A 20,395-nucleotide genomic window follows, 5' to 3' on the forward strand; every position below is an offset into this window, starting at 1 on the left:
TTATTGCTTAGCAATTTTTAATAAATGTCGCTGTTCATCTAACTTCGGTACATGCAATATTATGGTTTCTACCAACGAAAATCCTGTTGGCATGTCGTCTAATTCTTGCTGATTTAACTGGCCTTTTAGTGCATAAAAAGTGCCTTTTTCAGTTGGTAAATGGTGACACCAACTGAGCATATCTTGAATAGATGCAAATGCTCTGCTTAATACTCCGTCAAATTTAATATCAGGATTATAAGCTTCAACACGACTTTCTATTGAAGTGATGTTATTAATTTTTAATTCGAACTGAACCTGCTTCTGAAAACGGATCCGTTTACCTAAACTATCGAGTAATACAAACTGCTTATCTGGATTCATAATGGCTAATGGGATCCCTGGTAAACCAGGACCGGTTCCCACATCGATAAAACGCTGCCCTTCAAGATAAGGAGAAACGGTTAAACTGTCCATAACATGGCGGATTAACATTTGCTTAGGATCGCGAACGGAGGTGAGGTTATAAGCCTTATTCCATTTATTAAGCATTTCAACAAAACCTATTAATTGTTTTTGTTGTAATTCAGTGGCCGACATACTCATTTCAGCTAAATAGGATTTAAGTTGGGCAGATAACACAGAAAGCCTCGTAAGTTACGTTATAAAGACGGCAGTTATTATGAAGCCGTAAAAGCACTAAGGGAAGCCTTATGGCTTCCCTTGTGTTATTGATTTGAAAAAATGATCTGTTTTAGGCTATTTTTCGCAATAAACCTCTTTTTTTCAAATGAACTAGCAAAATTGAGATTGCTGCTGGAGTGATCCCTGAGATCCGTGATGCTTGTCCGACAGTATCGGGTTTATGGTTATTCAATTTTGCGATCACTTCATTAGATAAACCAGGGACCTCTTGATAATCTAGATCAAGTGGTAATAGTGAGCTTTCATGACGAATAGCTTTATCAATTTCATCTTGTTGACGCTGAATATAACCCGAATATTTTACCTGAATTTGTACTTGCTCAGCTGCTTGAGGATCTTCTAGTCCAGGTCCAAAACCTTCCAGAGACATCAATTTGGTATAATCCATTTCCGGACGACGAAGTAGGTCTTCAAATGATGCTTCACGTGAAATAGGCGTATTTAATTGTGGATTAAGTACTTCAAGCAAAGGTGAGTTAGGGTGAACCCATTGGCCGCGTAAACGCTGAAGTTCTAATTCAATTGATTCTCTCTTGGTAACAAATGATGCCCAGCGATTATCATCAACTAATCCAAGTTCACGGCCTTTTTCTGTTAAGCGTAAATCAGCATTATCTTCACGAAGTAACAAACGATATTCTGCGCGGCTGGTGAACATGCGATACGGTTCTTTAGTGCCTAAAGTAGATAAATCATCTACTAGTACGCCAAGATAAGCTTGATCACGACGAGGGCACCACGCTTCTTTGCCTTGAACTTGTAATGATGCGTTCATACCTGCAAGTAAGCCTTGAGCACCTGCTTCTTCATAGCCTGTGGTGCCATTAATCTGACCTGCGAAATAAAGTCCTTCAATAGCCTTAGTTTCTAATGAGTTTTTAAGATCGCGAGGATCAAAATAGTCATATTCAATCGCATAGCCTGGGCGCATAATTTCAGCGTTTTCCATACCTTTAATTGATCGAACTAAATTTAACTGTACGTCAAATGGCAAACTGGTAGAGATACCGTTTGGATAGATCTCATTAGTGCTTAACCCTTCAGGCTCAATAAAGATCTGATGTGACGATTTATCTGCAAAACGATGAATTTTATCTTCAATCGATGGACAGTAACGGGGCCCGATCCCTTCAATCACGCCAGAATACATAGGGCTGCGATCTAATCCACCACGAATAATATCGTGGGTTTTCTCATTGGTATGAGTAATAAAACATGAAATTTGTCTTGGATGTTGGCTGACATCACCAATAAATGACATAACTGGTAATGGTGTATCACCCTTTTGTTCGGTCATTTGTGAAAAATCTATGCTATTGGCATCGATACGTGGTGGTGTACCGGTTTTTAAGCGACCAACACGTATATTTAATTCACGTAATCGATTTGCTAACGCAATGGCTGGAGGATCACCCGCTCTACCACCACTGTAATTTTGCATTCCAATATGAATTTTGCCGCTTAAAAATGTGCCTGTCGTTAATACGATCGCTGGCGCTTCAAATGCTAGTCCCATTTGAGTCACTACACCAACAACTTTATTATTTTCAACAACTAAATCGTCTACAGCTTGTTGAAAAATACGTAAGTTAACTTGGTTCTGTAAAATACTTTGGATCTTTTGGCGATATAAAGCTCTGTCTGCTTGGGCTCGTGTTGCACGAACGGCTGGGCCTTTGCTTGAATTTAATGTTCTAAATTGAATGCCTGCAAAGTCAGTAGCTGTTGCCATAGCACCGCCCAAAGCATCAATTTCTTTAACTAAATGGCCTTTACCTATTCCGCCGATAGCAGGGTTGCAAGACATTTGCCCAAGTGTGTCGATGTTGTGGGTTAACAATAATGTTTTTGAGCCCATTCTTGCAGCAGCAAGTGCGGCTTCAGTTCCGGCATGACCACCACCTACAACAATTACATCAAACCGTTCATGAAAATGCATTATCTGACCTTTGATAGCTAAGAAAGTTGAATTCGAATTTAATCTTTTTTCGATTGGATCATTTTAGCACTTGCTTGTCTTAACGTGAACGATCATTTTTCATTGATTGATCAATATGCGGTTTGCTTAATAGATCTTAAGATCTTTATATAGATCTTTTTATTATGTTTATTATTAGGATCGGACTTTTCTGTTGATAACTTTTATTCCTTATTAAAATCATATAGTAAAGTAAAAACTAACCTGTGATCTGATCGCGATCAAACTCAAGATAACATGGGGATAGATCGGCTACTTATCCACAAGGGTGATCATTGAGCGGATCGGAGTGTGAATAGTACAGAGTTATGATCGCTAAAAATAATAGCTTATCCACAAAGTTATACTTATAAAGGTTATATTGTGGGTAAGTGTGATCTAATCTGTGGATTGATCATGATTTATGCAAGATAAGCTCGGGGTTATTGGTGTTTAGATAAGATGCTGCCATTGTAACAACCACGCTAGAGCAGGTTCTTCAGGGATAGGATCGTGTTGTACATCGATTTGGAGCTTATCCACAATAGCATTTGATCCATGCTGTAAAAGTTGTGCGATGATTTTCTCAGGTCCTTGGCAAAAAGTATCATAGCTTGAGTCGCCAATTGCACACAATGCGAACTTAATATGACTAAGATCGGGCTTTTCGATCATTAATTGTTGATAAAAAGGCACGATATTATCGGGTAGATCGCCAGCTCCATGAGTAGAACAGACAATGATCCACAGTGAAAAATCAGCTAATTCATCCAAATTTGGCTCTATAAATACCTCTGTTTGATGATCTAACTGAGTTAGTTGAGCTGCCATTTCATCGGCAACATATTCTGAACCGCCTAATGTTGTGCCTACTAATAATGCTATTTTTGTCATGTTGATTTCCAATGATTAAATTTATTCATCTATTTTACGCTTATTTTTCATTGCGCTGTGTGGGTAATATCAGTATTTTCTTAAGCTCTATTTAACAATATAACAACAGGTTTTAATGAATATTGCTGAAATAACTAAACAATTTGCCGACCTTGCATGGGGTCCACACATGCTTATTTTACTCGTCGGCGGCGGGTTATTCTTCCTTATTTACTCTCGATTTGTGCCTTTTCGCTATATAGGTCACGCGATTAATGTCGTTAGGGGCAAGTATCCTGATGATGGCGCCGAAGGTCATATTAGTCATGCTGGGGCGTTATCCAGTGCCATGGCTGGTACCGTGGGAATGGGCAATATTGGTAGTGTCGCTGTTGCCATTATGGTGGGTGGCCCAGGGGCTATTTTTTGGATGTGGATTAGCGCTATTGTTGGTATGGCAACCAAGTTTTTTACCTGTACCTTAGCCATTATGTACCGCGGTAAAGATGAGAATGGTGATGTGCAGGGTGGTCCTATGTACATCATTACCCAAGGATTGAGTAAAAAATGGCATTTTTTAGCCGTGTTTTTCTGCGTTGTTGGTTTAATTGGTAACTTTCCTTTATTCAATTCTAATCAATTAGTGCAGATCATTCGTGAATGGGTATTTGTTAAACCAGGTCATTTTCCTGCCGATCAATCCACTTTTTGGCTCGATTTAAGCTTAGGTATTGTGGTGATGGTGATTGTTGCCAGCGTGATTTTAGGCGGTATTAAGCGGATCGCGACAGTAGCATCTAAAGTTGTGCCATTAATGATCTTAATTTACATGAGCTGCGCTGCGTATGTAATAGTGACAAATATTGAGCAAATACCGGGATATTTTAGTCTTATTTTCTCCGAGGCTTTTTCATTAAATTCAGTAGGTGGCGGTATTTTAGGGACTATGCTAATTGGTATTCGTCGTGCTGCATTCTCAAACGAGGCTGGGATAGGCACTGAGGTTATGGCTCATGGTAGTGCCAAAACCAATGAACCAGTTAAAGAAGGCTTAGTGGCCATGTTAGGCCCTGCTATTGATACTCTATTGGTTTGTACTGCCACTGCTATGATTATTTTAATCTCGGGTGTGTGGCAAGGTACTGAAGCTGAAGGGGTTAATTTATCGGCGCAAGCTTTTGAAATTACTATGCCTGGTGTTGGGCCGTATTTACTTATTTTATGTGTGATATTTTTCAGCATTAGTACCATATTTACCCAAGCATTTTATGGTGGTCAGTGTTTTGCGTTTCTATTTGGGCGTAAACGTATCCGTTTTTACCAATACTTTTATTTATTAGCCATTTTGTTTGCCGCAACGGCTAGCTTGCAAGAAATTGTTAACATTATTGATGCCGCTTACGCGTTAATGGCAATACCGACTATGACGTCTGCTTTATTGCTGGCGCCTAAGGTTAGGGCTGCAGCAAAAGATTATTTTTCTCGCTTAGAAAAAAGTCATTAGGGTATTCATAGAGATAAAAAACGAGCCTGAAGGGCTCGTTTTTATTTTAATGACAGTAGCTGTCTATAAAAGGGCTAAGTGCTTTGCATGAAAACGCAGATGGTCTTCAATAAAGGTCGCGATAAAATAATAGCTGTGGTCATAGCCTGGCTGCATTCTTAGTTCTAGCGGGTAGCCTTTGTTTTTAGCGGCTTGCACTAAGATTTGCGGTTTTAGTTGTTCGTCTAAAAAGTTGTCCTTACTGCCTTGGTCCACCAGCGCAGGCACAAATTGCTGGCTTTTAGCCATCAACTCACAGCTGTCGTATTGCTGCCATTGTTGCTGATCATCACCTAAGTAGCCGCGAAATGCTTTTATACCCCAAGGACAGTCCATTGGATGACAAATTGGGCTAAATGCTGACAAGCTATTATATCTGTGCGGATTTTTAAGTGCGATGGTTAAGGCACCATGTCCACCCATGGAATGGCCGCTTATACTACGTTGTTCTGTTACCGGAAAATGAGCTTCAATCAATGCCGGCAGTTCGTTAACCACGTAATCATACATTTGATAATGCTGACTAAATGGCGGTTTGGTAGCATTAAGATAAAAGCCTGCACCTAAACCAAAGTCATAAGCGCCGTCGGGATCATCTGCGACGCCTTCTCCTCTAGGGCTAGTATCGGGCGCGACTATCGCCATACCTAATTCAGCTGCTATACGTTGTGCACCTGCTTTTTGCATAAAATTTTCATCAGTACAAGTGAGTCCTGACAACCAATATAAAACAGGTACTGGTTGGCTTTCTGCTTGGGGCGGCAAGTAAATGGCAAACCGCATTGCACAATTAAGCGTGCTTGAATGATGACTATATTGTTTATGCCAACCACCAAATGCTTTGGTACTGCTGATACTTTCAATGGTCATTATGTGTCCTTATTTATCAGAACGCAGTTAAGTGACTTTACCCTTAACTGCGCCTGTGATGAGCAATTAAATATTACTTAGCAAAGTGAATCACACTTCGAATACTTTCGCCTTTGTGCATTAAATCAAATGCTTCGTTAATACCTTCAAGGCCCATGGTGTGAGTAATAAATTGATCTAACTTAAACTCACCCGCTAAGTATTGTTCAACAATACCAGGTAACTCACTGCGTCCTTTAACGCCACCAAATGCACTGCCACGCCATACACGACCAGTGACTAACTGGAATGGACGGGTTGATATTTCTTGGCCGGCACCAGCAACACCAATAATCACCGACTCGCCCCAGCCTTTATGGCAGCACTCTAATGCACTGCGCATTACATTGACGTTACCAATACATTCAAATGAGAAATCGACACCACCGTCGGTCATTTCAACAATCACATCTTGGATTGGTTTATCAAAATCCTTAGGATTAATACAGTCAGTCGCGCCAAGTTTTTTAGCCAATTCAAATTTTGATTCGTTTAAATCAATACCAATAATACGGCTAGCTCCTGCCATAGTCGCGCCAATAATGGCCGATAAACCAATGCCACCTAAACCAAAAATAGCAACCGTATCGCCTGGTTGCACTTTAGCTGTTTTAAGTACCGCACCAATGCCTGTGGTGACACCACAACCCAGTAAACAGACTTCTTCAAGTGGCGCACTTGGGTTAACTTTAGCTAATGATATTTCTGGTAATACTGTGTATTCCGAGAAAGTTGAGCAGCCCATATAATGGAAGATTGGCTCGCCATCTTTAAAGAAACGTGTGGTGCCATCAGGCATAAGTCCTTTACCTTGGGTAGCGCGAACGGCACTACAGAGGTTGGTTTTACCTGAGGTACAGAATTTACATTTTCCACATTCTGCTGTGTATAACGGAATAACATGATCGCCAACTTGTACGCTAGTCACGCCTTCACCGACCATGTGAACAATACCGCCGCCTTCATGACCAAGAATAGCTGGGAATACCCCTTCAGGATCATCACCTGAAAGCGTGAAAGCATCGGTATGACAGACACCTGATGCCACAATACGTACCATCACTTCACCCGCTTTTGGGTACATTACGTCGACTTCTTCTACCGATAGTGGCTGGCCTGGTCCCCAAGCAATAGCGGCTTTTGATTTTATAAATTGTGCTGACATAAATGATTTCCTTAACATTAACGACCATGGTCAACATGGTTAAGAGGTATTACTACAGTGTAGTGTATTTAGCTATTGTATTTGTTTATCATACAATGATAATTAGCTTATTTTGTAAATGACTTTTACGAGAATGTAATAATGATGAAGTGGGAAGGGATTTTTGAGTTTGTGGCTGTGGCTGAAACTGACAGTTTTACCGTGGCGGGTAAGCGTTTAAGTATTTCTACTGCGCAAGTGAGTCGACAAATCAGTCAGCTTGAAAATCGTTTAAACACCAAATTATTTTATCGCACCACTCGTAAAGTATCGTTAACCGAAGAAGGTACAGTTTACTATCAGCATTGCCGCCAAGTATTAAACAGCCTTGATGAGGCTGAGCGTGCTATTTCCAGCTTAAAAGATAAGCCACAGGGACTTATTAGAATTACCGCACCAGTAACTTACGGTGAAAAGTTTATCATGCCGATAGTCATTGATTTTATGCAACAATATCCCGACATTGAAGTGATTTGCGAGCTGACTAATCAGCAACTTGACTTGGTGGATGGTGGGTATGATTTGGCTATTAGGTTAGGGCGGTTAACTAATTCAACCATGATGGCAAAGCGACTGACAAGTCGCAGCCAATATGTGTGCGCAGCTCCGAGTTATATCGCTAAATACGGTACGCCTTATGCGTTATCAGAGTTGAGCCAGCACAATTGTTTAATTGGCAGTCAGTCTCATTGGCATTTTGTTGAGCAAGGTAAACCCAAGACGGTAAAAGTGCATGGATCTTTGGCCTGTAGTAGTGGTTTGAGTTTATTAAATGCGGCTATTTGTGGTTTGGGGATTGTGCAGTTACCGGGATATTACGTCAATGATGCTATTGCTGAAGGGGAGTTAGTGGTATTACTTGCATCTTTTCAACAACCTAAAGAAGGTATTTGGGCTTTGTATCCACATAATCGCCATTTATCACCTAAAGTGAGATTGCTGGTTGATAAGTTATCGCAACAGCTTTAATTAACCCTGTTTGGTTGTAGTCTATTAGGTTCCCAAGCTTATTTTTTTAGGCTGAGATTTAACTCATGGTTCGCAGATAACGCGCAATTTGCGCTTTTGGAAGGCTGGATATTTTATTGATGATATCAATAGTAATAGCTTGCTTGGGCAGTTGCTGCTGTAACACATCAATTTGATATAACCATAAATGGCTGGTCATGGTGGCATCGGCTAAAGCGCGGTGAAACACACCATCGTTAGGTAACTGGTGATGATCGACTAATGTGCCAAGCTTATGATTCGGGGCATCTTGGCTAATACGTCGAGACAATAATAACGAGCAAGCAAACTGACCAGTGTAATGCAGTTTATTATGGCTAAATTCAGCATCGAGAAACTTTTTATCAAAGCTGGCATTGTGTGCCACCAGATTAAAGCCAGCAATAAATTTGGCAAACTGCCCCATGACTTGTTTAGACGCTGGGGCATGTTTCAGCATTTCATTACTGATGCCAGTGTACTGCTCAATAAAGCTATTCACTCGCCGACCAGGGTTAATCAGTTCCTGAAAGGTATCGACTATTTGACCATTAACCAGTTTTACCGCACCAATTTCAATGGCTCGGTCGCCATTATCGGGTGATAATCCTGTGGTTTCAAAATCGAGTATCACAACCTGATTTGCGAGTGTGGGGATCATAGCTTGGTTATTTTCCGATACAAAATGAGCCAAAAATCTTACCGAGCAAATCGTCTGAGGTAAATTTACCGGTGATTTCAGATAATGCCATTTGGCACATACGCAGTTCTTCAGCCAGTAACTCTCCGGCTAAATACACTTCAAGCTGCTCTTTACCTAACTGCAAGTGACTGGCGGCAAGATCGAGTGCTTCCAAATGGCGACGACGTGCAATAAAGCCGCCTTCTAAGTTACTTTGGTAGCCCATTAATGATTTAAGATGTTGTTTTAATTCTTCAACACCTAAGCCTGTCTTAGCTGAGATGCGGTAAACGCTGTAACCTTGTTCTTCAGTATTATTTAACGTTTCACCAGTTATGTCAGCTTTATTACGAATAACCGTTACGCCGAGTTTTGATGGTAGGCGGTCGATAAAGTCTGGCCAAATCTCGCGAGGATCGATAGCCTCAGTTGTCGTGCCATCAACCATAAACAAAACTCTATCTGCAGTGGCTATTTCGGCCCATGCGCGCTCAATGCCAATTTGTTCAACTGTGTCGAGTGTGTCTCTTAACCCCGCAGTATCTATGATGTGCAGTGGCATGCCGTCTAAGTGGATGTGTTCACGTAGTACGTCACGAGTTGTGCCTGCAATTTCAGTGACAATTGCCGACTCTTTACCGGCTAATGCATTGAGTAAGCTTGATTTACCGGCATTAGGACGGCCGGCAATCACTACCTTCATGCCTTCGCGGATAATGGAGCCTTGCTTGGCACTGTCTTGCACTGTGTCTAATTTATCGATGATTTTATATAAGGCATTGGCAATTTTACCATCAGATAAAAAATCGACTTCTTCATCTGGAAAATCAATCGCAGCTTCGACATACAAACGTAAGTTGGTCACTTGGTCGACAAGCTCGTGAACTTCTTTTGAGAACTCACCTTGGAGTGATAGCAATGCACTTTTGGCAGCTTGCTCACTGGTGGCATCGATTAAGTCAGCAATCGCTTCTGCCTGAGTTAAGTCGAGCTTATCATTCATAAAGGCTTGTTCGCTGAATTCACCAGGCCTGGCTATACGTATGCCGTCAATTTCCATGACGCGTTTAATCAACATATCCAGCACAATTTGGCCGCCATGGCCTTGCAGTTCAAGGACATCTTCGCCAGTAAATGAATTGGGACCTTTAAAGAAAAGTGCAATACCTTGGTCAATAACCTGACCGTCGGCATTGTTAAAGTCACAATATTCTGCATAACGGGTTTTTGGAACATGGCCAATAATCGCCGTTGCGACATTAGTGGCTAAGTCGCCTGATACACGAATGATACCTACGCCACCTCGTCCAGGTGCGGTGGCTTGCGCCACAATAGTGTCTGTTGTCACGGTAGTACCTATAAAATTGATAAAGGAAAAGGCGGCTAATCAGCCGCCTTTTTAATCAGTTATACAAGATTGAGCTTAGGCTATTTTATGCCATTTTTCTCAAGACCAGCATAAATAATCTTCTGTTGAGTGATGGCAACTAAGTTACCCACTAACCAGTAAAGTACTAGACCTGCTGGGAACCATAAGAAGAACACGGTAAAGATAACCGGCATCCACTGCATCATTTTCACTTGCATTGGATCCATTGTTGGCGCTACAGGCTGCATTTTCTGCATCAAGAACATTGATAAGCCCATTAACAATGGCAATACATAGTATGGATCTTGTACTGATAAGTCGGTAATCCAAAGCATGAATGGCGCATGGCGTAATTCATAACTTTCAAGTAATACCCAGTAAAGTGCGATGAAGATCGGCATCTGTAACAGAATAGGTAAGCAACCGCCCATAGGGTTTACTTTCTCTTTCTTATACAACTCCATCATGGCTTGACCCATTTTCTGACGGTCATCACCAAAGCGTTCTTTCATCTCAGTCAATTTAGGCTGAAGATTACGCATTTTGGCCATCGAGGTATATTGCTTTTTCGTTAGTGGGTATAAACCACCACGCACTGTCAGTGTTATCAAAATGATTGCTACACCCCAGTTACCCACAAATGATTGATAGAACATCAATAACCAATGGATTGGAATGGCTAACCACCATAAGAAACCGTAATCAACAACTAAGTTTAAGGTTTCAGAAATCGCTGAAAGCGCTTTTTGGTTTTTAGGACCGACATAAAACTGTGAGCTAATATTTTGTGTTGCGCCAGGTGCAATATCATATACCGCGCCACGGAAACCAATGTTAGCTAATCCACCAGCACTTAAGCTTGTGAAAATAGTATTTGAATCTGTTGCTGGTGGAACCCAAGCTGACACAAAGTAATGTTGTAGCATTGCTGCCCAACCACCGAGTGTAACTTTAGCTAGGTTCTTGTCTGCCATATCGTCAAAGTTATATTTTTCATAACGAGTATCTTGAGTCGAGAAAGCGCCACCACGGTAGGTTGGCATCATCATGCTACTTTCTGATTCTTTAATCGTTTGCTTAATTTGACCATACATTTGCACTTGTAATGGTGCAGCTGAAATGTTGTTGATGCTGTAATCAACTTTGATGTCATATTGACCACGGGTAAACGTAAAGGTTTTTACGTAGGTGACACCGTTATCTGCTGTGTATGTAAATGGCACTGTTAATGTGTCTTTACCATCAGCTAGAGAATATGAGCTAGCCTGAACACTATATGTTGCACGGCCTTTAGCGCTGCTATCAATACCATCACGCCCAATAAGTCCACTTTGAGCAATATAAGTGAACTCATTTTGCTGATCTAAAATAACAAAGGGGTCGTTACTGTCGATTTCGCGTTTATGTTCTACTAATGCAGCATAAACAATGTCACCACCAACTGGGCTGATTTTAATATCAAGCTGGTCAGTGTTGACGCTAATAAGGTTTGTCGTTGCAGGTAATTCTACTGGTGTCCCTGAGATATCTGCTTCTGGAACATCAGCACTGTGCTGTGATGAGGCGTTAGTTTGGGTAACAGTTTGAGCTGTTGCCGGTTTTGGTGCTTTATCTGTTTGCCACTGTGTCCACATTAAATAGCTGACAAAAAGCAGACCGATTAGCAATATATTGCGTTGAGATTCCATAGCCTATTTATTACACCTGTCATTTTTAGGGGGGACGGGATCACTACCGCCGGGATGTAAAGGGTGACATTTTAATATGCGTTTCATTGCAAACCAACTACCTTTCACTGTTCCATGTGTTTTTATTGCTTCTATAGCATAATAAGAACAGGTTGGATTGAACCGACAACGCGGTCCCAATAAAGGGCTGATAAAAATTTGGTAACCACGTATAAACGTAGTTGCTAGCCATTGTAACGGCGACTGAGTTTGTGCCATAGCTTTTCTATTAATTTTTGTATTTCTGCATTTTCCATTTCCATCACGCCATTTCTGACTAATACAACGATATCGATATCTGGGATGTCGTGTTGATGTAAACGAAAACTATCTCTTATCACACGTTTAATGCGATTACGTTGGTTTGCACGTTTAACAAAACGTTTGGCCACAGTTAATCCTAAACGGGGATGTTGCTCTGAATTTGGAATTGCGAGCAGAGTTATTTCAGCAGAGGATGCTTTGATTGGATTGGAGAATACAGATTTAAATTGCGCGGGAGTTAACAAACGTAACTCCCGCGAAAAGGTATAGCTAGTCACCTAGTTATCTACTTACGCAGATAAACGAGCGCGACCTTTCGCACGACGACGTGCAAGCACCTTACGGCCGCCTACAGTAGCCATACGAGCGCGGAAGCCGTGAGAACGCTTGCGCTTCAGGTTGCTAGGTTGAAAAGTACGTTTACTCATGATGGCAATCCGTCTTTGTTAGTGAATTTTCCTTATCTCCAACATTAGAGGTAAGGGCAAAAAAGAGGCCGAATTGTAATCACTTTAAGTACTGTCGTCAATAACGAAAGTACTTATATGATAAATTTCTGCCAATCTTTATTTGAAGCTACTAAGCATTAAGCACCATAAGATGTGGATAAGTCTGTGTACAGACACTATATCTTGTGGATCTTTCGTTGTTTCAGCAGATCAAAGAAAGGCTATTATAGATCAAGTTGGATCGGTTAATAAAGCTGGATTTGCTTGATTTTTACTATTTACCGATCGATTTTGATCATGGAAGATCATCTATTTATACACAGAATGATCTCGCTGGGGATAATTCTGCTTTAAAGGATAGCGATCATTGTGATCTCACTATAGAATACATCTCCTTTGATTAAAGATATTTGGGGATAAATAAGTGGCGGTTTCACTTTGGCAACAATGTATCGGTAGACTACAAGACGAGTTATCAGCACAGCAGTTCAGTATGTGGATCCGTCCGTTACAAGCTGAAATGGATGGTGATACATTAGTTTTGTATGCACCTAATCGTTTTGTGCTGGATTGGGTACGCGATAAATACATCAATATCATTAATCAATTTTTTACTGAACAAATGGGTAGTAATGCACCTAAGTTACGTTTTGATATTGGTAGTCGTCCTTCTGCACGTCCGGTTGCGCCAGCTCCGGTAGCGGTTAAGCCTGTGAATCGTCAAACCAAAGCTCAAGTGGGAACGACGTCTTTTAATACCCAAGCCGAACCGATTATTAATCCTAATCATCGTAGTAATATTAATCCTACCTATCAATTTGATAACTTCGTTGAAGGTAAATCGAATCAGTTAGGTAAAGCTGCGGCTTTGCAAGTATCTGAAAATCCAGGTGGCGCTTATAATCCGTTGTTTTTATATGGCGGCACTGGTTTAGGTAAAACTCATCTTTTACACGCAGTTGGCAATGGTATTATTAAAAATAATCCCAATGCTAAAGTGGTGTACATGCACTCTGAGCGTTTTGTTCAGGACATGGTTAAAGCATTACAAAACAACGCGATCGAAGAGTTTAAGCGTTATTATCGTAGCGTCGATGCATTATTTATTGATGATATTCAATTTTTTGCCAATAAAGATCGTTCTCAAGAAGAATTTTTTCATACCTTTAATGCATTATTAGAAGGTAATCATCAAATTATTTTAACCTCAGATCGTTACCCTAAAGAGATTGACGGGGTCGAGGATCGTTTAAAATCACGCTTTGGTTGGGGTTTAACGGTAGCGATTGAGCCACCAGAGTTAGAAACCCGCGTAGCGATTTTAATGCGTAAAGCACAAGAGAGCGGAATAAACCTACCTGATGAAGTGGCATTTTTTATTGCTAAGCGTTTACGTTCAAACGTACGTGAGTTAGAAGGCGCGCTAAACCGCGTGATTGCTAATGCTAACTTTACTGGTCGTCCAATTACTATCGACTTTGTGCGTGAAGCATTAAGAGATCTCTTGGCACTGCAAGAAAAATTAGTCACTATAGACAATATTCAGAAGACAGTTGCTGAATACTACAAAATAAAAATGGCAGATATGCTGTCTAAACGCCGTTCTCGCAGTGTGGCAAGGCCTAGACAAGTGGCGATGGCGCTATCTAAAGAACTTACTAACCAAAGTTTACCGGAAATAGGTGATGCTTTTGGTGGTCGTGACCATACGACAGTATTACATGCTTGTCGTAAAATCGCTCAATTGCGCGAAGAAAGTCATGATATTAAAGAAGATTATGCTAACTTGATTAGAACTTTGTCTTCTTAATTCAGGGAATCTAGACACGATGAAATTTTCAATTGATAGGGACGCCCTATTAAAGCCGTTGCAGCTAGTGTGCGGCGCGGTAGAACGCAGACACAATTTACCTATTTTAGCCAACTTATTAGTTGAAGTTAGTGAGTATTCACTTAAGCTAACGGGCACTGATTTAGAAGTTGAGTTAGTGGGCCAAGCGGCAATTCATGGTGATATTGATGTCGGTCGTACGACCGTTCCTGCCAAAAAACTGCTGGATATTGTTAAGTCATTGCCAGAGCAAAGTGAATTAAAAGTCGAACAGCAAGATAATAAATGGTTATTGCGTTCAGGCCGTAGCCGTTTTTCCTTAGCAACATTACCTGCCGAAGATTACCCCAACGTTGAAGCATTCCAAGCGGATATTGAATTTAGCTTAAAGCAAGGTGTGTTGAAGTCGATAATTGACTCTACTCAGTTTTCAATGGCCAACCAAGATGTGCGTTATTATCTCAATGGATTGTTATTTGAAACCGAAGGTAATGTATTACGTGCTATCGCTACAGATGGACACCGTTTAGCATTAAGCCATCGCACCCTTGAGGTGACATTACCTGAAAAGCAAGTCATTGTACCGCGCAAAGGTGTGGTTGAAATGGCGCGCTTACTCGACAGTGACGATCAGGACATCACCATTGCTATTGGTGATAATGCCATTCGAGCGGTTACCAGTTCTGCTGTGTTTACCAGTAAACTAGTTGATGGACGTTTCCCTGATTACCGCCGAGTGTTACCTAAAGGTGGCAACAAAGTGGTCATCGCCAGTCGTAATCAATTAAAGCAAGCGTTAACCCGTGCTTCTATTCTGTCGAATGAAAAATTCCGTGGTGTACGTATTCAGCTTGAATCTGGTTTATTAAAAATTACCGCTAATAATCCTGAGCAAGAAGAAGCTGAAGAGATCATTGATGTTGAATATGACTCTGACAATCTAGAAATTGGTTTTAACGTTAGTTATCTACTTGATGTTTTAAATAACTTAGCCAGTGATGAAGTTCGTATTACTCTAATTGATGGCAATTCGAGTGCCTTGATTGAAAACCACAAAGAAGAAGATTCTATGTACGTGGTGATGCCAATGCGTCTATAACGGATTATTGTCTAACAAGTTATATAAGGTGCTGTAAGGCGCCTTATTTGTCTTTACTGGATTAATCACAGCGGTTATCACAAATAGGTTTTCATGAGTTTATCGCGTATTACCATCAGTTCATTTCGTAACATTACCTCAGCATCATTGGAGCCTTGTAAGGGCTTAAATTTGATTTACGGTCAAAATGGCAGTGGCAAAACCAGTATTCTTGAAGCTATTTATTTTTTGGGTATGGGCCGCTCATTTCGTAGCCATTTATCGCAACGTGTGATCAACCATGAAGACGATAAACTCACCTTGTTTGCCCATTTAATAGACGCTGAACGAGACTGTAAAATAGGTTTACGTCGTTATCGAAGTGGTGAGACAGAAGTTAAAATTGATGGTGAAAAGGTTAAGCGTTTATCGACCTTAGCCGAAACCTTGCCTATTCAAGTCATCACCCCAGAAAGTTTTTCGTTATTGTTCGAGGGACCTAAAGCTCGACGTCAATTTATCGATTGGGGTGCATTTCATTCTGATCCGAATTTTTATCAAGCTTGGGTGAATACTCGAAAGGTATTAAAGCAGCGCAATCAATTACTTAGAAATCAATCTTCCTACAGCCAAATACAGTTTTGGGATAAGGAGTTGGTGCGGTATGCTGAACAGGTTACCGATATACGAAATCTATATGTAGACTCGTTAAATGAGCTACTAAAGGGTATAATCGGGGTGTTTTTACCTCATATTGATATTAAGGTTTCTTTTACCCGAGGATGGGACAGTAAAACGGATTTTGCCCAATTACTTGAAAACCAATACTCAAGAGATTTAGCCGCTGGTAATACGGGCAGCGGCCCCCACAAAGCAGACTTACGTTTGCGAGTGGGTAATTTACCAGCGCAGGATGCGTTGTCCCGTGGACAATTAAAATTATTAGTCTGTGCACTGCGTATTGCACAGGGAAAGTTGCTCAAACAACAACTGGATAAAAATAGTATTTATCTAGTCGACGATTTACCGTCGGAGTTGGATGCACAGCATAGGCAGCTATTGCTTCAGCAGTTAACCGAAACCGGTGCACAAATTTTTGTCACTGCGATCGATCCGCAAGCAATAGTCGATTCGTTATCTAGCCCTCCAAACAGGATGTTTCATGTGGAACAAGGGCGAGTAACGGTTATTGAATAACAACGAGAGATAAATATGTCAGAGAATAGTTACGATTCTTCGAGTATCAAGGTATTAAAAGGCCTTGATGCAGTCCGTAAGAGACCTGGTATGTACATTGGTGATACTGATGATGGCACAGGTCTTCATCACATGGTATTCGAAGTGGTTGATAACTCTATCGATGAAGCTTTAGCCGGCCATTGTAGCGATATCACCATTACCATTCATTCTGATGGTTCAGTCTCAGTAAAAGACGATGGTCGTGGTATTCCTGTGTCAATCCACGAGGAAGAGGGGATCTCTGCCGCTGAAGTTATTATGACCGTACTTCATGCTGGTGGTAAGTTTGATGATAACTCTTACAAAGTCTCTGGCGGTCTTCACGGCGTGGGTGTGTCGGTCGTTAACGCCTTATCAGAAAAACTACAGTTAACCATTCGTCGTGCAGGTAAAGTCTATGAGCAGTTTTATACTCATGGGGTACCAGATGCGCCGATCAAAGAAATCGGTGATGCAGTTAAAACCGGTACCGAACTTCGTTTTTGGCCAAGTAGTCAGACGTTTACCGACGTTGAATTCCATTTCGAAATTTTAGCCAAACGAGTACGTGAACTGTCTTTCCTCAACTCTGGCGTGGGTATTCGTTTAGTTGACGAACGTGATAACAAAGATGAGTTCTTTAAGTATGAAGGTGGTATTAGTGCTTTCGTAGATTACTTAAACCGTAATAAAACGCCAATAAACAAAGATGTATTCCATTTTTCACAAGAGCGTGATGACGGTATTACTGTCGAAGTTGCCATGCAGTGGAATGATGGTTATCAAGAAAACATCTTCTGTTTTACCAATAATATTCCTCAGCGCGATGGTGGTACTCACTTAGTGGGCTTCCGTGGTGCATTAACACGTAACTTGAATAACTACATGGAACGTGAAGGTTTTAACAAAAAAGGTAAAACCAGTGCTACTGGTGATGATGCCCGTGAAGGCTTAACTGCGGTTATTTCTGTGAAAGTGCCAGATCCTAAGTTCAGTTCACAAACTAAAGACAAACTTGTATCAAGTGAAGTGAAAAGTGCAGTTGAACAAACCATGGGTGAGCAGTTAAACGATTACCTATTAGAAAATCCTGCAGATGCTAAATTAATTGTCGGCAAAATTGTAGACGCGGCTCGTGCACGTGAAGCGGCGCGTAAAGCTCGTGAAATGACTCGCCGTAAAGGTGCATTAGATTTAGGTGGCTTGCCAGGAAAACTGGCTGACTGCCAAGAGAAAGATCCTGGTCTTTCTGAAATCTATATCGTGGAAGGGGACTCTGCTGGCGGATCTGCCAAGCAGGGACGTAACCGTAAAAACCAAGCTATTCTTCCACTGAAAGGTAAAATCTTAAACGTAGAAAAAGCGCGTTTTGACAAGATGTTATCTTCACAAGAAGTCGCAACGCTTATTACTGCATTAGGTTGTGGTATCGGCCGTGACGAATATAACCCAGATAAAACGCGTTATCACAACATCATCATCATGACCGATGCTGACGTCGACGGCTCACATATTCGTACCTTGCTGTTGACCTTCTTCTTCCGTCAAATGCCTGAGTTAATCCAACGTGGCTATATTTATATTGCGCAACCACCACTGTTTAAAGTGAAAAAAGGTAAGCAAGAACAGTATTTGAAAGATGAGCCAGCATTAACTGAATACTTAACCACTCAAGCACTTGATGGCACTAATATTTACCCAAGCCAAGGTGCGTTGGGAATGTCTGGTGAGCCATTAGAGCGTTTAGTCGCCCAGTATCGTGAAGTTGAACGTATTATTAAGCGTCTAGAAAAGCGTTTCCCAGCAGTATTACTTGACCGCATGTTGTATCACCCTGAAGTGACAGCAGATGTGTTGAGTGATGAAGCGAAGATGACGACTTGGTGTAATGCCTTTATCGCGGACTTAATTGATCGAGAAAGCAGCGGAATTATCTTTACCGTTAATGTGATGCTTGATCCTGAGCGTAAGGTTTATACCCCTAGCGTGACGATCCGTAAACACGGTATTGATACTAATTATTTATTTGGTTATGACTTCTTCACCTCAACCGATTACCAACGTATTGCTAAATTAGGTGCTGCGTTAGACGGTATGATTGAAGAAGGCGGCTATGTACAACGTGGCGAGCGTGTTAAGGAAGTTGAAAGCTTCTTAGAAGCGTTAGATTGGACTATCAGTGAAGCAAAACGCGGTCTGTATATTCAACGTTATAAAGGATTGGGTGAAATGAACCCTGAGCAATTGTGGGAAACTACAATGGATCCTGAATCACGTCGTATGTTACGTGTCACCATTGAAGATGCTGTTGCTGCCGATCAGCTATTTACCTGCTTAATGGGTGATCAAGTTGAGCCGCGTCGTGAGTTTATTGAAACTAATGCGCTCAATGTAGCTAACTTAGACGTATAAGCGCGTTTTTAAAAAAAAGGGTGCCTATAGGGCACCCTTTTTTGTATTTTTTTACTATGGTTATATAGTATTTAATTCAACTTCTCATAAGGTTATTAATTGTGGTTACTGGTTTTTTTAAAAAATTATTCAATATTCGTGACCGTAATGAACAAGTTAAATTTACTGGCAAAACATCAGTTGAAAAACGCCAGCAGATCCAACAACAATCGACACAACCCGCTGTTGAAATTACACCTAAACTTGCAGCTGAGTCGCAGTTAGATTTGTCGGCATTGTTTTATAGTTTATTGTTTGCTAGCCAACAATCAACCACCACAGGTATTGCCAATAATCTTGAACGAAGCGTAATGCAAAAAATTGAGCAAGCACTTAGCTCACCAGAGTCTATTGCTGAAAATGTATTAAAACTCCCTAGTAAAATACTCGAACTTGATAAGAAGCTTGCTGATGACAGTATTGAAACCCAAGAGCTAATACAGCTCATTGAGCAAGACCCTTTATTGTGTGTTGAAGTACTCAAACTATGCAATTCACCCGCATTTAAACGTGCAGATACGGATGTTAGTAGCATTCAACAAGCGTTAGTGCAGGTGGGGCGACAGCAGTTAAGGCAGTTTATTACCACTTGCTTAGCCCGAGAATTAATTGATATCAAAGCTATTTATTTTCGACGCTTTGGTGCAGAAATTTGGCGCCATTCTATGCAAGTGGCTTTTTTAGCCAGCGAATTAGCTCGCTCTGAGCAACGAGATCGTGCTTTTTTATTAGGCTTGTTACATGACGTGGGTAAAATTGCGATTTTTAAACTGCTGGTGGATGCTTTTTATCAAGCAGAGCCAGGAGAGCAGCCGAGTTCTTCGTTGTTTAAGCAAGTGATGACCACCAAGTCATTAACGCTGAGTGCGCTTTTAGCTCGTTACTGGCAATTACCAGAGCACTTTGAAGCATCATTAACTTTGTTAGCGAATAGCAATATTAAACCTGTGGATGAGATGGCATTACTCATTTGGAAAGCCAATATTATTAGTGAGTGTTCGATGTTGCAACAGGTTGATAAATTACCTCAAGCAGCATTGGCGCTGTTGTTGGCCCAAGTGGAATTGAGTGAAGAAGAGTTTATTGTGCTACATCAAAAGCTGATGCAATTTTAGATACACTTTAAAAGTAGTCTGTCTTTGGTGGTCCGGTTGTAGATTGATTAATAT

At 41.0% G+C, this 20,395-nt stretch carries 18 protein-coding genes; 7 read left to right on the forward strand and 11 right to left on the reverse strand.

The features are described 5' to 3' along the window. The 3 genes from rsmG to mioC form a co-directional block, all read right to left on the reverse strand. On the reverse strand, positions 1 to 621 hold the full coding sequence (gene rsmG, locus H5164_RS18765) for a 16S rRNA (guanine(527)-N(7))-methyltransferase RsmG (protein WP_182757314.1): 621 nt from the start codon (positions 619 to 621) through the stop codon (positions 1 to 3). 112 nt (positions 622 to 733) lie between these two features. Beyond that, a complete protein-coding gene (mnmG, locus tag H5164_RS18770) occupies positions 734 to 2,623 on the reverse strand; it encodes a tRNA uridine-5-carboxymethylaminomethyl(34) synthesis enzyme MnmG (protein WP_124016581.1) in 1,890 nt (629 codons plus the stop codon). 471 nt (positions 2,624 to 3,094) lie between these two features. Further along, entirely contained in the window at positions 3,095 to 3,535 is a 441-nt protein-coding gene (gene mioC, locus H5164_RS18775) for an FMN-binding protein MioC (protein ID WP_182698830.1), read from the reverse strand. A gap of 115 nt (positions 3,536 to 3,650) precedes the next feature. On the opposite strand from mioC, the gene H5164_RS18780 reads away from it, so the two are divergent. Beyond that, a complete protein-coding gene (locus tag H5164_RS18780) occupies positions 3,651 to 5,018 on the forward strand; it encodes a sodium:alanine symporter family protein (protein WP_182698829.1) in 1,368 nt (455 codons plus the stop codon). A 63-nt stretch (positions 5,019 to 5,081) separates the two neighbouring features. On the opposite strand, the gene fghA is transcribed toward H5164_RS18780, so the two are convergent. Both fghA and H5164_RS18790 read right to left on the reverse strand, forming a co-directional pair. Next, positions 5,082 to 5,927, reverse strand: coding sequence for an S-formylglutathione hydrolase (gene fghA, locus H5164_RS18785; RefSeq protein ID WP_182757315.1), 846 nt, complete (start codon positions 5,925 to 5,927; stop codon positions 5,082 to 5,084). Between the two features lie 73 nt (positions 5,928 to 6,000). Next, positions 6,001 to 7,131: an S-(hydroxymethyl)glutathione dehydrogenase/class III alcohol dehydrogenase gene (locus tag H5164_RS18790; protein WP_182698828.1), complete on the reverse strand. Its 1,131-nt coding sequence runs from the start codon at positions 7,129 to 7,131 to the stop codon at positions 6,001 to 6,003. Positions 7,132 to 7,272: 141 nt separating this feature from the next. On the opposite strand from H5164_RS18790, the gene H5164_RS18795 reads away from it, so the two are divergent. Continuing rightward, complete coding sequence (locus H5164_RS18795; RefSeq protein ID WP_182723700.1) at positions 7,273 to 8,139, forward strand: LysR substrate-binding domain-containing protein; 867 nt, start codon at positions 7,273 to 7,275, stop codon at positions 8,137 to 8,139. Between the two features lie 58 nt (positions 8,140 to 8,197). Here H5164_RS18795 and H5164_RS18800 read toward each other — a convergent pair whose 3' ends face one another. From H5164_RS18800 to rpmH, 6 genes are all read right to left on the reverse strand, one after another. Next, positions 8,198 to 8,818 carry a PolC-type DNA polymerase III gene (locus H5164_RS18800; RefSeq protein WP_182698847.1) on the reverse strand — a complete coding sequence of 207 codons (621 nt, stop codon included), beginning with the start codon at positions 8,816 to 8,818 and terminating at the stop codon, positions 8,198 to 8,200. 7 nt (positions 8,819 to 8,825) lie between these two features. Beyond that, positions 8,826 to 10,187 (reverse strand): tRNA uridine-5-carboxymethylaminomethyl(34) synthesis GTPase MnmE, encoded by a 1,362-nt coding sequence (gene mnmE, locus H5164_RS18805; RefSeq protein ID WP_124016575.1) that lies wholly within the window; start codon positions 10,185 to 10,187, stop codon positions 8,826 to 8,828. Between the two features lie 80 nt (positions 10,188 to 10,267). Continuing rightward, positions 10,268 to 11,896: a membrane protein insertase YidC gene (yidC, locus tag H5164_RS18810; RefSeq protein WP_182723699.1), complete on the reverse strand. Its 1,629-nt coding sequence runs from the start codon at positions 11,894 to 11,896 to the stop codon at positions 10,268 to 10,270. A 3-nt stretch (positions 11,897 to 11,899) separates the two neighbouring features. Next, positions 11,900 to 12,154, reverse strand: coding sequence for a membrane protein insertion efficiency factor YidD (gene yidD, locus H5164_RS18815; protein WP_124016573.1), 255 nt, complete (start codon positions 12,152 to 12,154; stop codon positions 11,900 to 11,902). After that, positions 12,121 to 12,477, reverse strand: a complete 357-nt coding sequence (gene rnpA / locus H5164_RS18820; protein ID WP_124016572.1) for a ribonuclease P protein component — start codon at positions 12,475 to 12,477, stop codon at positions 12,121 to 12,123. The genes yidD and rnpA overlap by 34 nt, the downstream gene beginning before the upstream one ends. 12 nt (positions 12,478 to 12,489) lie before the next feature. Then, positions 12,490 to 12,627, reverse strand: a complete 138-nt coding sequence (rpmH, locus tag H5164_RS18825) for a 50S ribosomal protein L34 (protein ID WP_006083827.1) — start codon at positions 12,625 to 12,627, stop codon at positions 12,490 to 12,492. 445 nt (positions 12,628 to 13,072) lie between these two features. Here rpmH and dnaA point away from each other — a divergent pair, with 445 nt between their 5' ends. The 5 genes from dnaA (at position 13,073) to H5164_RS18850 (ending at position 20,341) form a co-directional block, all read left to right on the forward strand. Next, positions 13,073 to 14,458: a chromosomal replication initiator protein DnaA gene (gene dnaA, locus H5164_RS18830; protein ID WP_124016571.1), complete on the forward strand. Its 1,386-nt coding sequence runs from the start codon at positions 13,073 to 13,075 to the stop codon at positions 14,456 to 14,458. A 19-nt stretch (positions 14,459 to 14,477) separates the two neighbouring features. Further along, positions 14,478 to 15,578: a DNA polymerase III subunit beta gene (gene dnaN, locus H5164_RS18835; RefSeq protein WP_182757316.1), complete on the forward strand. Its 1,101-nt coding sequence runs from the start codon at positions 14,478 to 14,480 to the stop codon at positions 15,576 to 15,578. A gap of 93 nt (positions 15,579 to 15,671) precedes the next feature. Continuing rightward, entirely contained in the window at positions 15,672 to 16,754 is a 1,083-nt protein-coding gene (gene recF, locus H5164_RS18840) for a DNA replication/repair protein RecF (protein WP_124016569.1), read from the forward strand. 15 nt (positions 16,755 to 16,769) lie between these two features. Beyond that, positions 16,770 to 19,187: a DNA topoisomerase (ATP-hydrolyzing) subunit B gene (gyrB, locus tag H5164_RS18845; protein ID WP_124016568.1), complete on the forward strand. Its 2,418-nt coding sequence runs from the start codon at positions 16,770 to 16,772 to the stop codon at positions 19,185 to 19,187. A gap of 101 nt (positions 19,188 to 19,288) precedes the next feature. Then, positions 19,289 to 20,341 (forward strand): HDOD domain-containing protein, encoded by a 1,053-nt coding sequence (locus tag H5164_RS18850; protein WP_182757317.1) that lies wholly within the window; start codon positions 19,289 to 19,291, stop codon positions 20,339 to 20,341. Positions 20,342 to 20,395 lie beyond the last annotated feature (54 nt).

Source organism: Shewanella sp. SG41-3 (genome assembly GCF_014164545.1).
Lineage (GTDB): Bacteria > Pseudomonadota > Gammaproteobacteria > Enterobacterales > Shewanellaceae > Shewanella > Shewanella vesiculosa.

Coding starts and splice junctions, on each gene's coding strand:
- mnmG (WP_124016581.1), bottom strand. CDS start 2,623: ATGCATTTTCATGAACGGTTTGATGTAATTGTTGTAGGTGGTGGTCAT.
- mioC (WP_182698830.1), bottom strand. CDS start 3,535: ATGACAAAAATAGCATTATTAGTAGGCACAACATTAGGCGGTTCAGAA.
- H5164_RS18780 (WP_182698829.1), top strand. CDS start 3,651: ATGAATATTGCTGAAATAACTAAACAATTTGCCGACCTTGCATGGGGT.
- fghA (WP_182757315.1), bottom strand. CDS start 5,927: ATGACCATTGAAAGTATCAGCAGTACCAAAGCATTTGGTGGTTGGCAT.
- H5164_RS18790 (WP_182698828.1), bottom strand. CDS start 7,131: ATGTCAGCACAATTTATAAAATCAAAAGCCGCTATTGCTTGGGGACCA.
- H5164_RS18795 (WP_182723700.1), top strand. CDS start 7,273: ATGATGAAGTGGGAAGGGATTTTTGAGTTTGTGGCTGTGGCTGAAACT.
- H5164_RS18800 (WP_182698847.1), bottom strand. CDS start 8,818: ATGATCCCCACACTCGCAAATCAGGTTGTGATACTCGATTTTGAAACC.
- yidC (WP_182723699.1), bottom strand. CDS start 11,896: ATGGAATCTCAACGCAATATATTGCTAATCGGTCTGCTTTTTGTCAGC.
- yidD (WP_124016573.1), bottom strand. CDS start 12,154: ATGGCACAAACTCAGTCGCCGTTACAATGGCTAGCAACTACGTTTATA.
- rpmH (WP_006083827.1), bottom strand. CDS start 12,627: ATGAGTAAACGTACTTTTCAACCTAGCAACCTGAAGCGCAAGCGTTCT.
- dnaN (WP_182757316.1), top strand. CDS start 14,478: ATGAAATTTTCAATTGATAGGGACGCCCTATTAAAGCCGTTGCAGCTA.
- recF (WP_124016569.1), top strand. CDS start 15,672: ATGAGTTTATCGCGTATTACCATCAGTTCATTTCGTAACATTACCTCA.
- gyrB (WP_124016568.1), top strand. CDS start 16,770: ATGTCAGAGAATAGTTACGATTCTTCGAGTATCAAGGTATTAAAAGGC.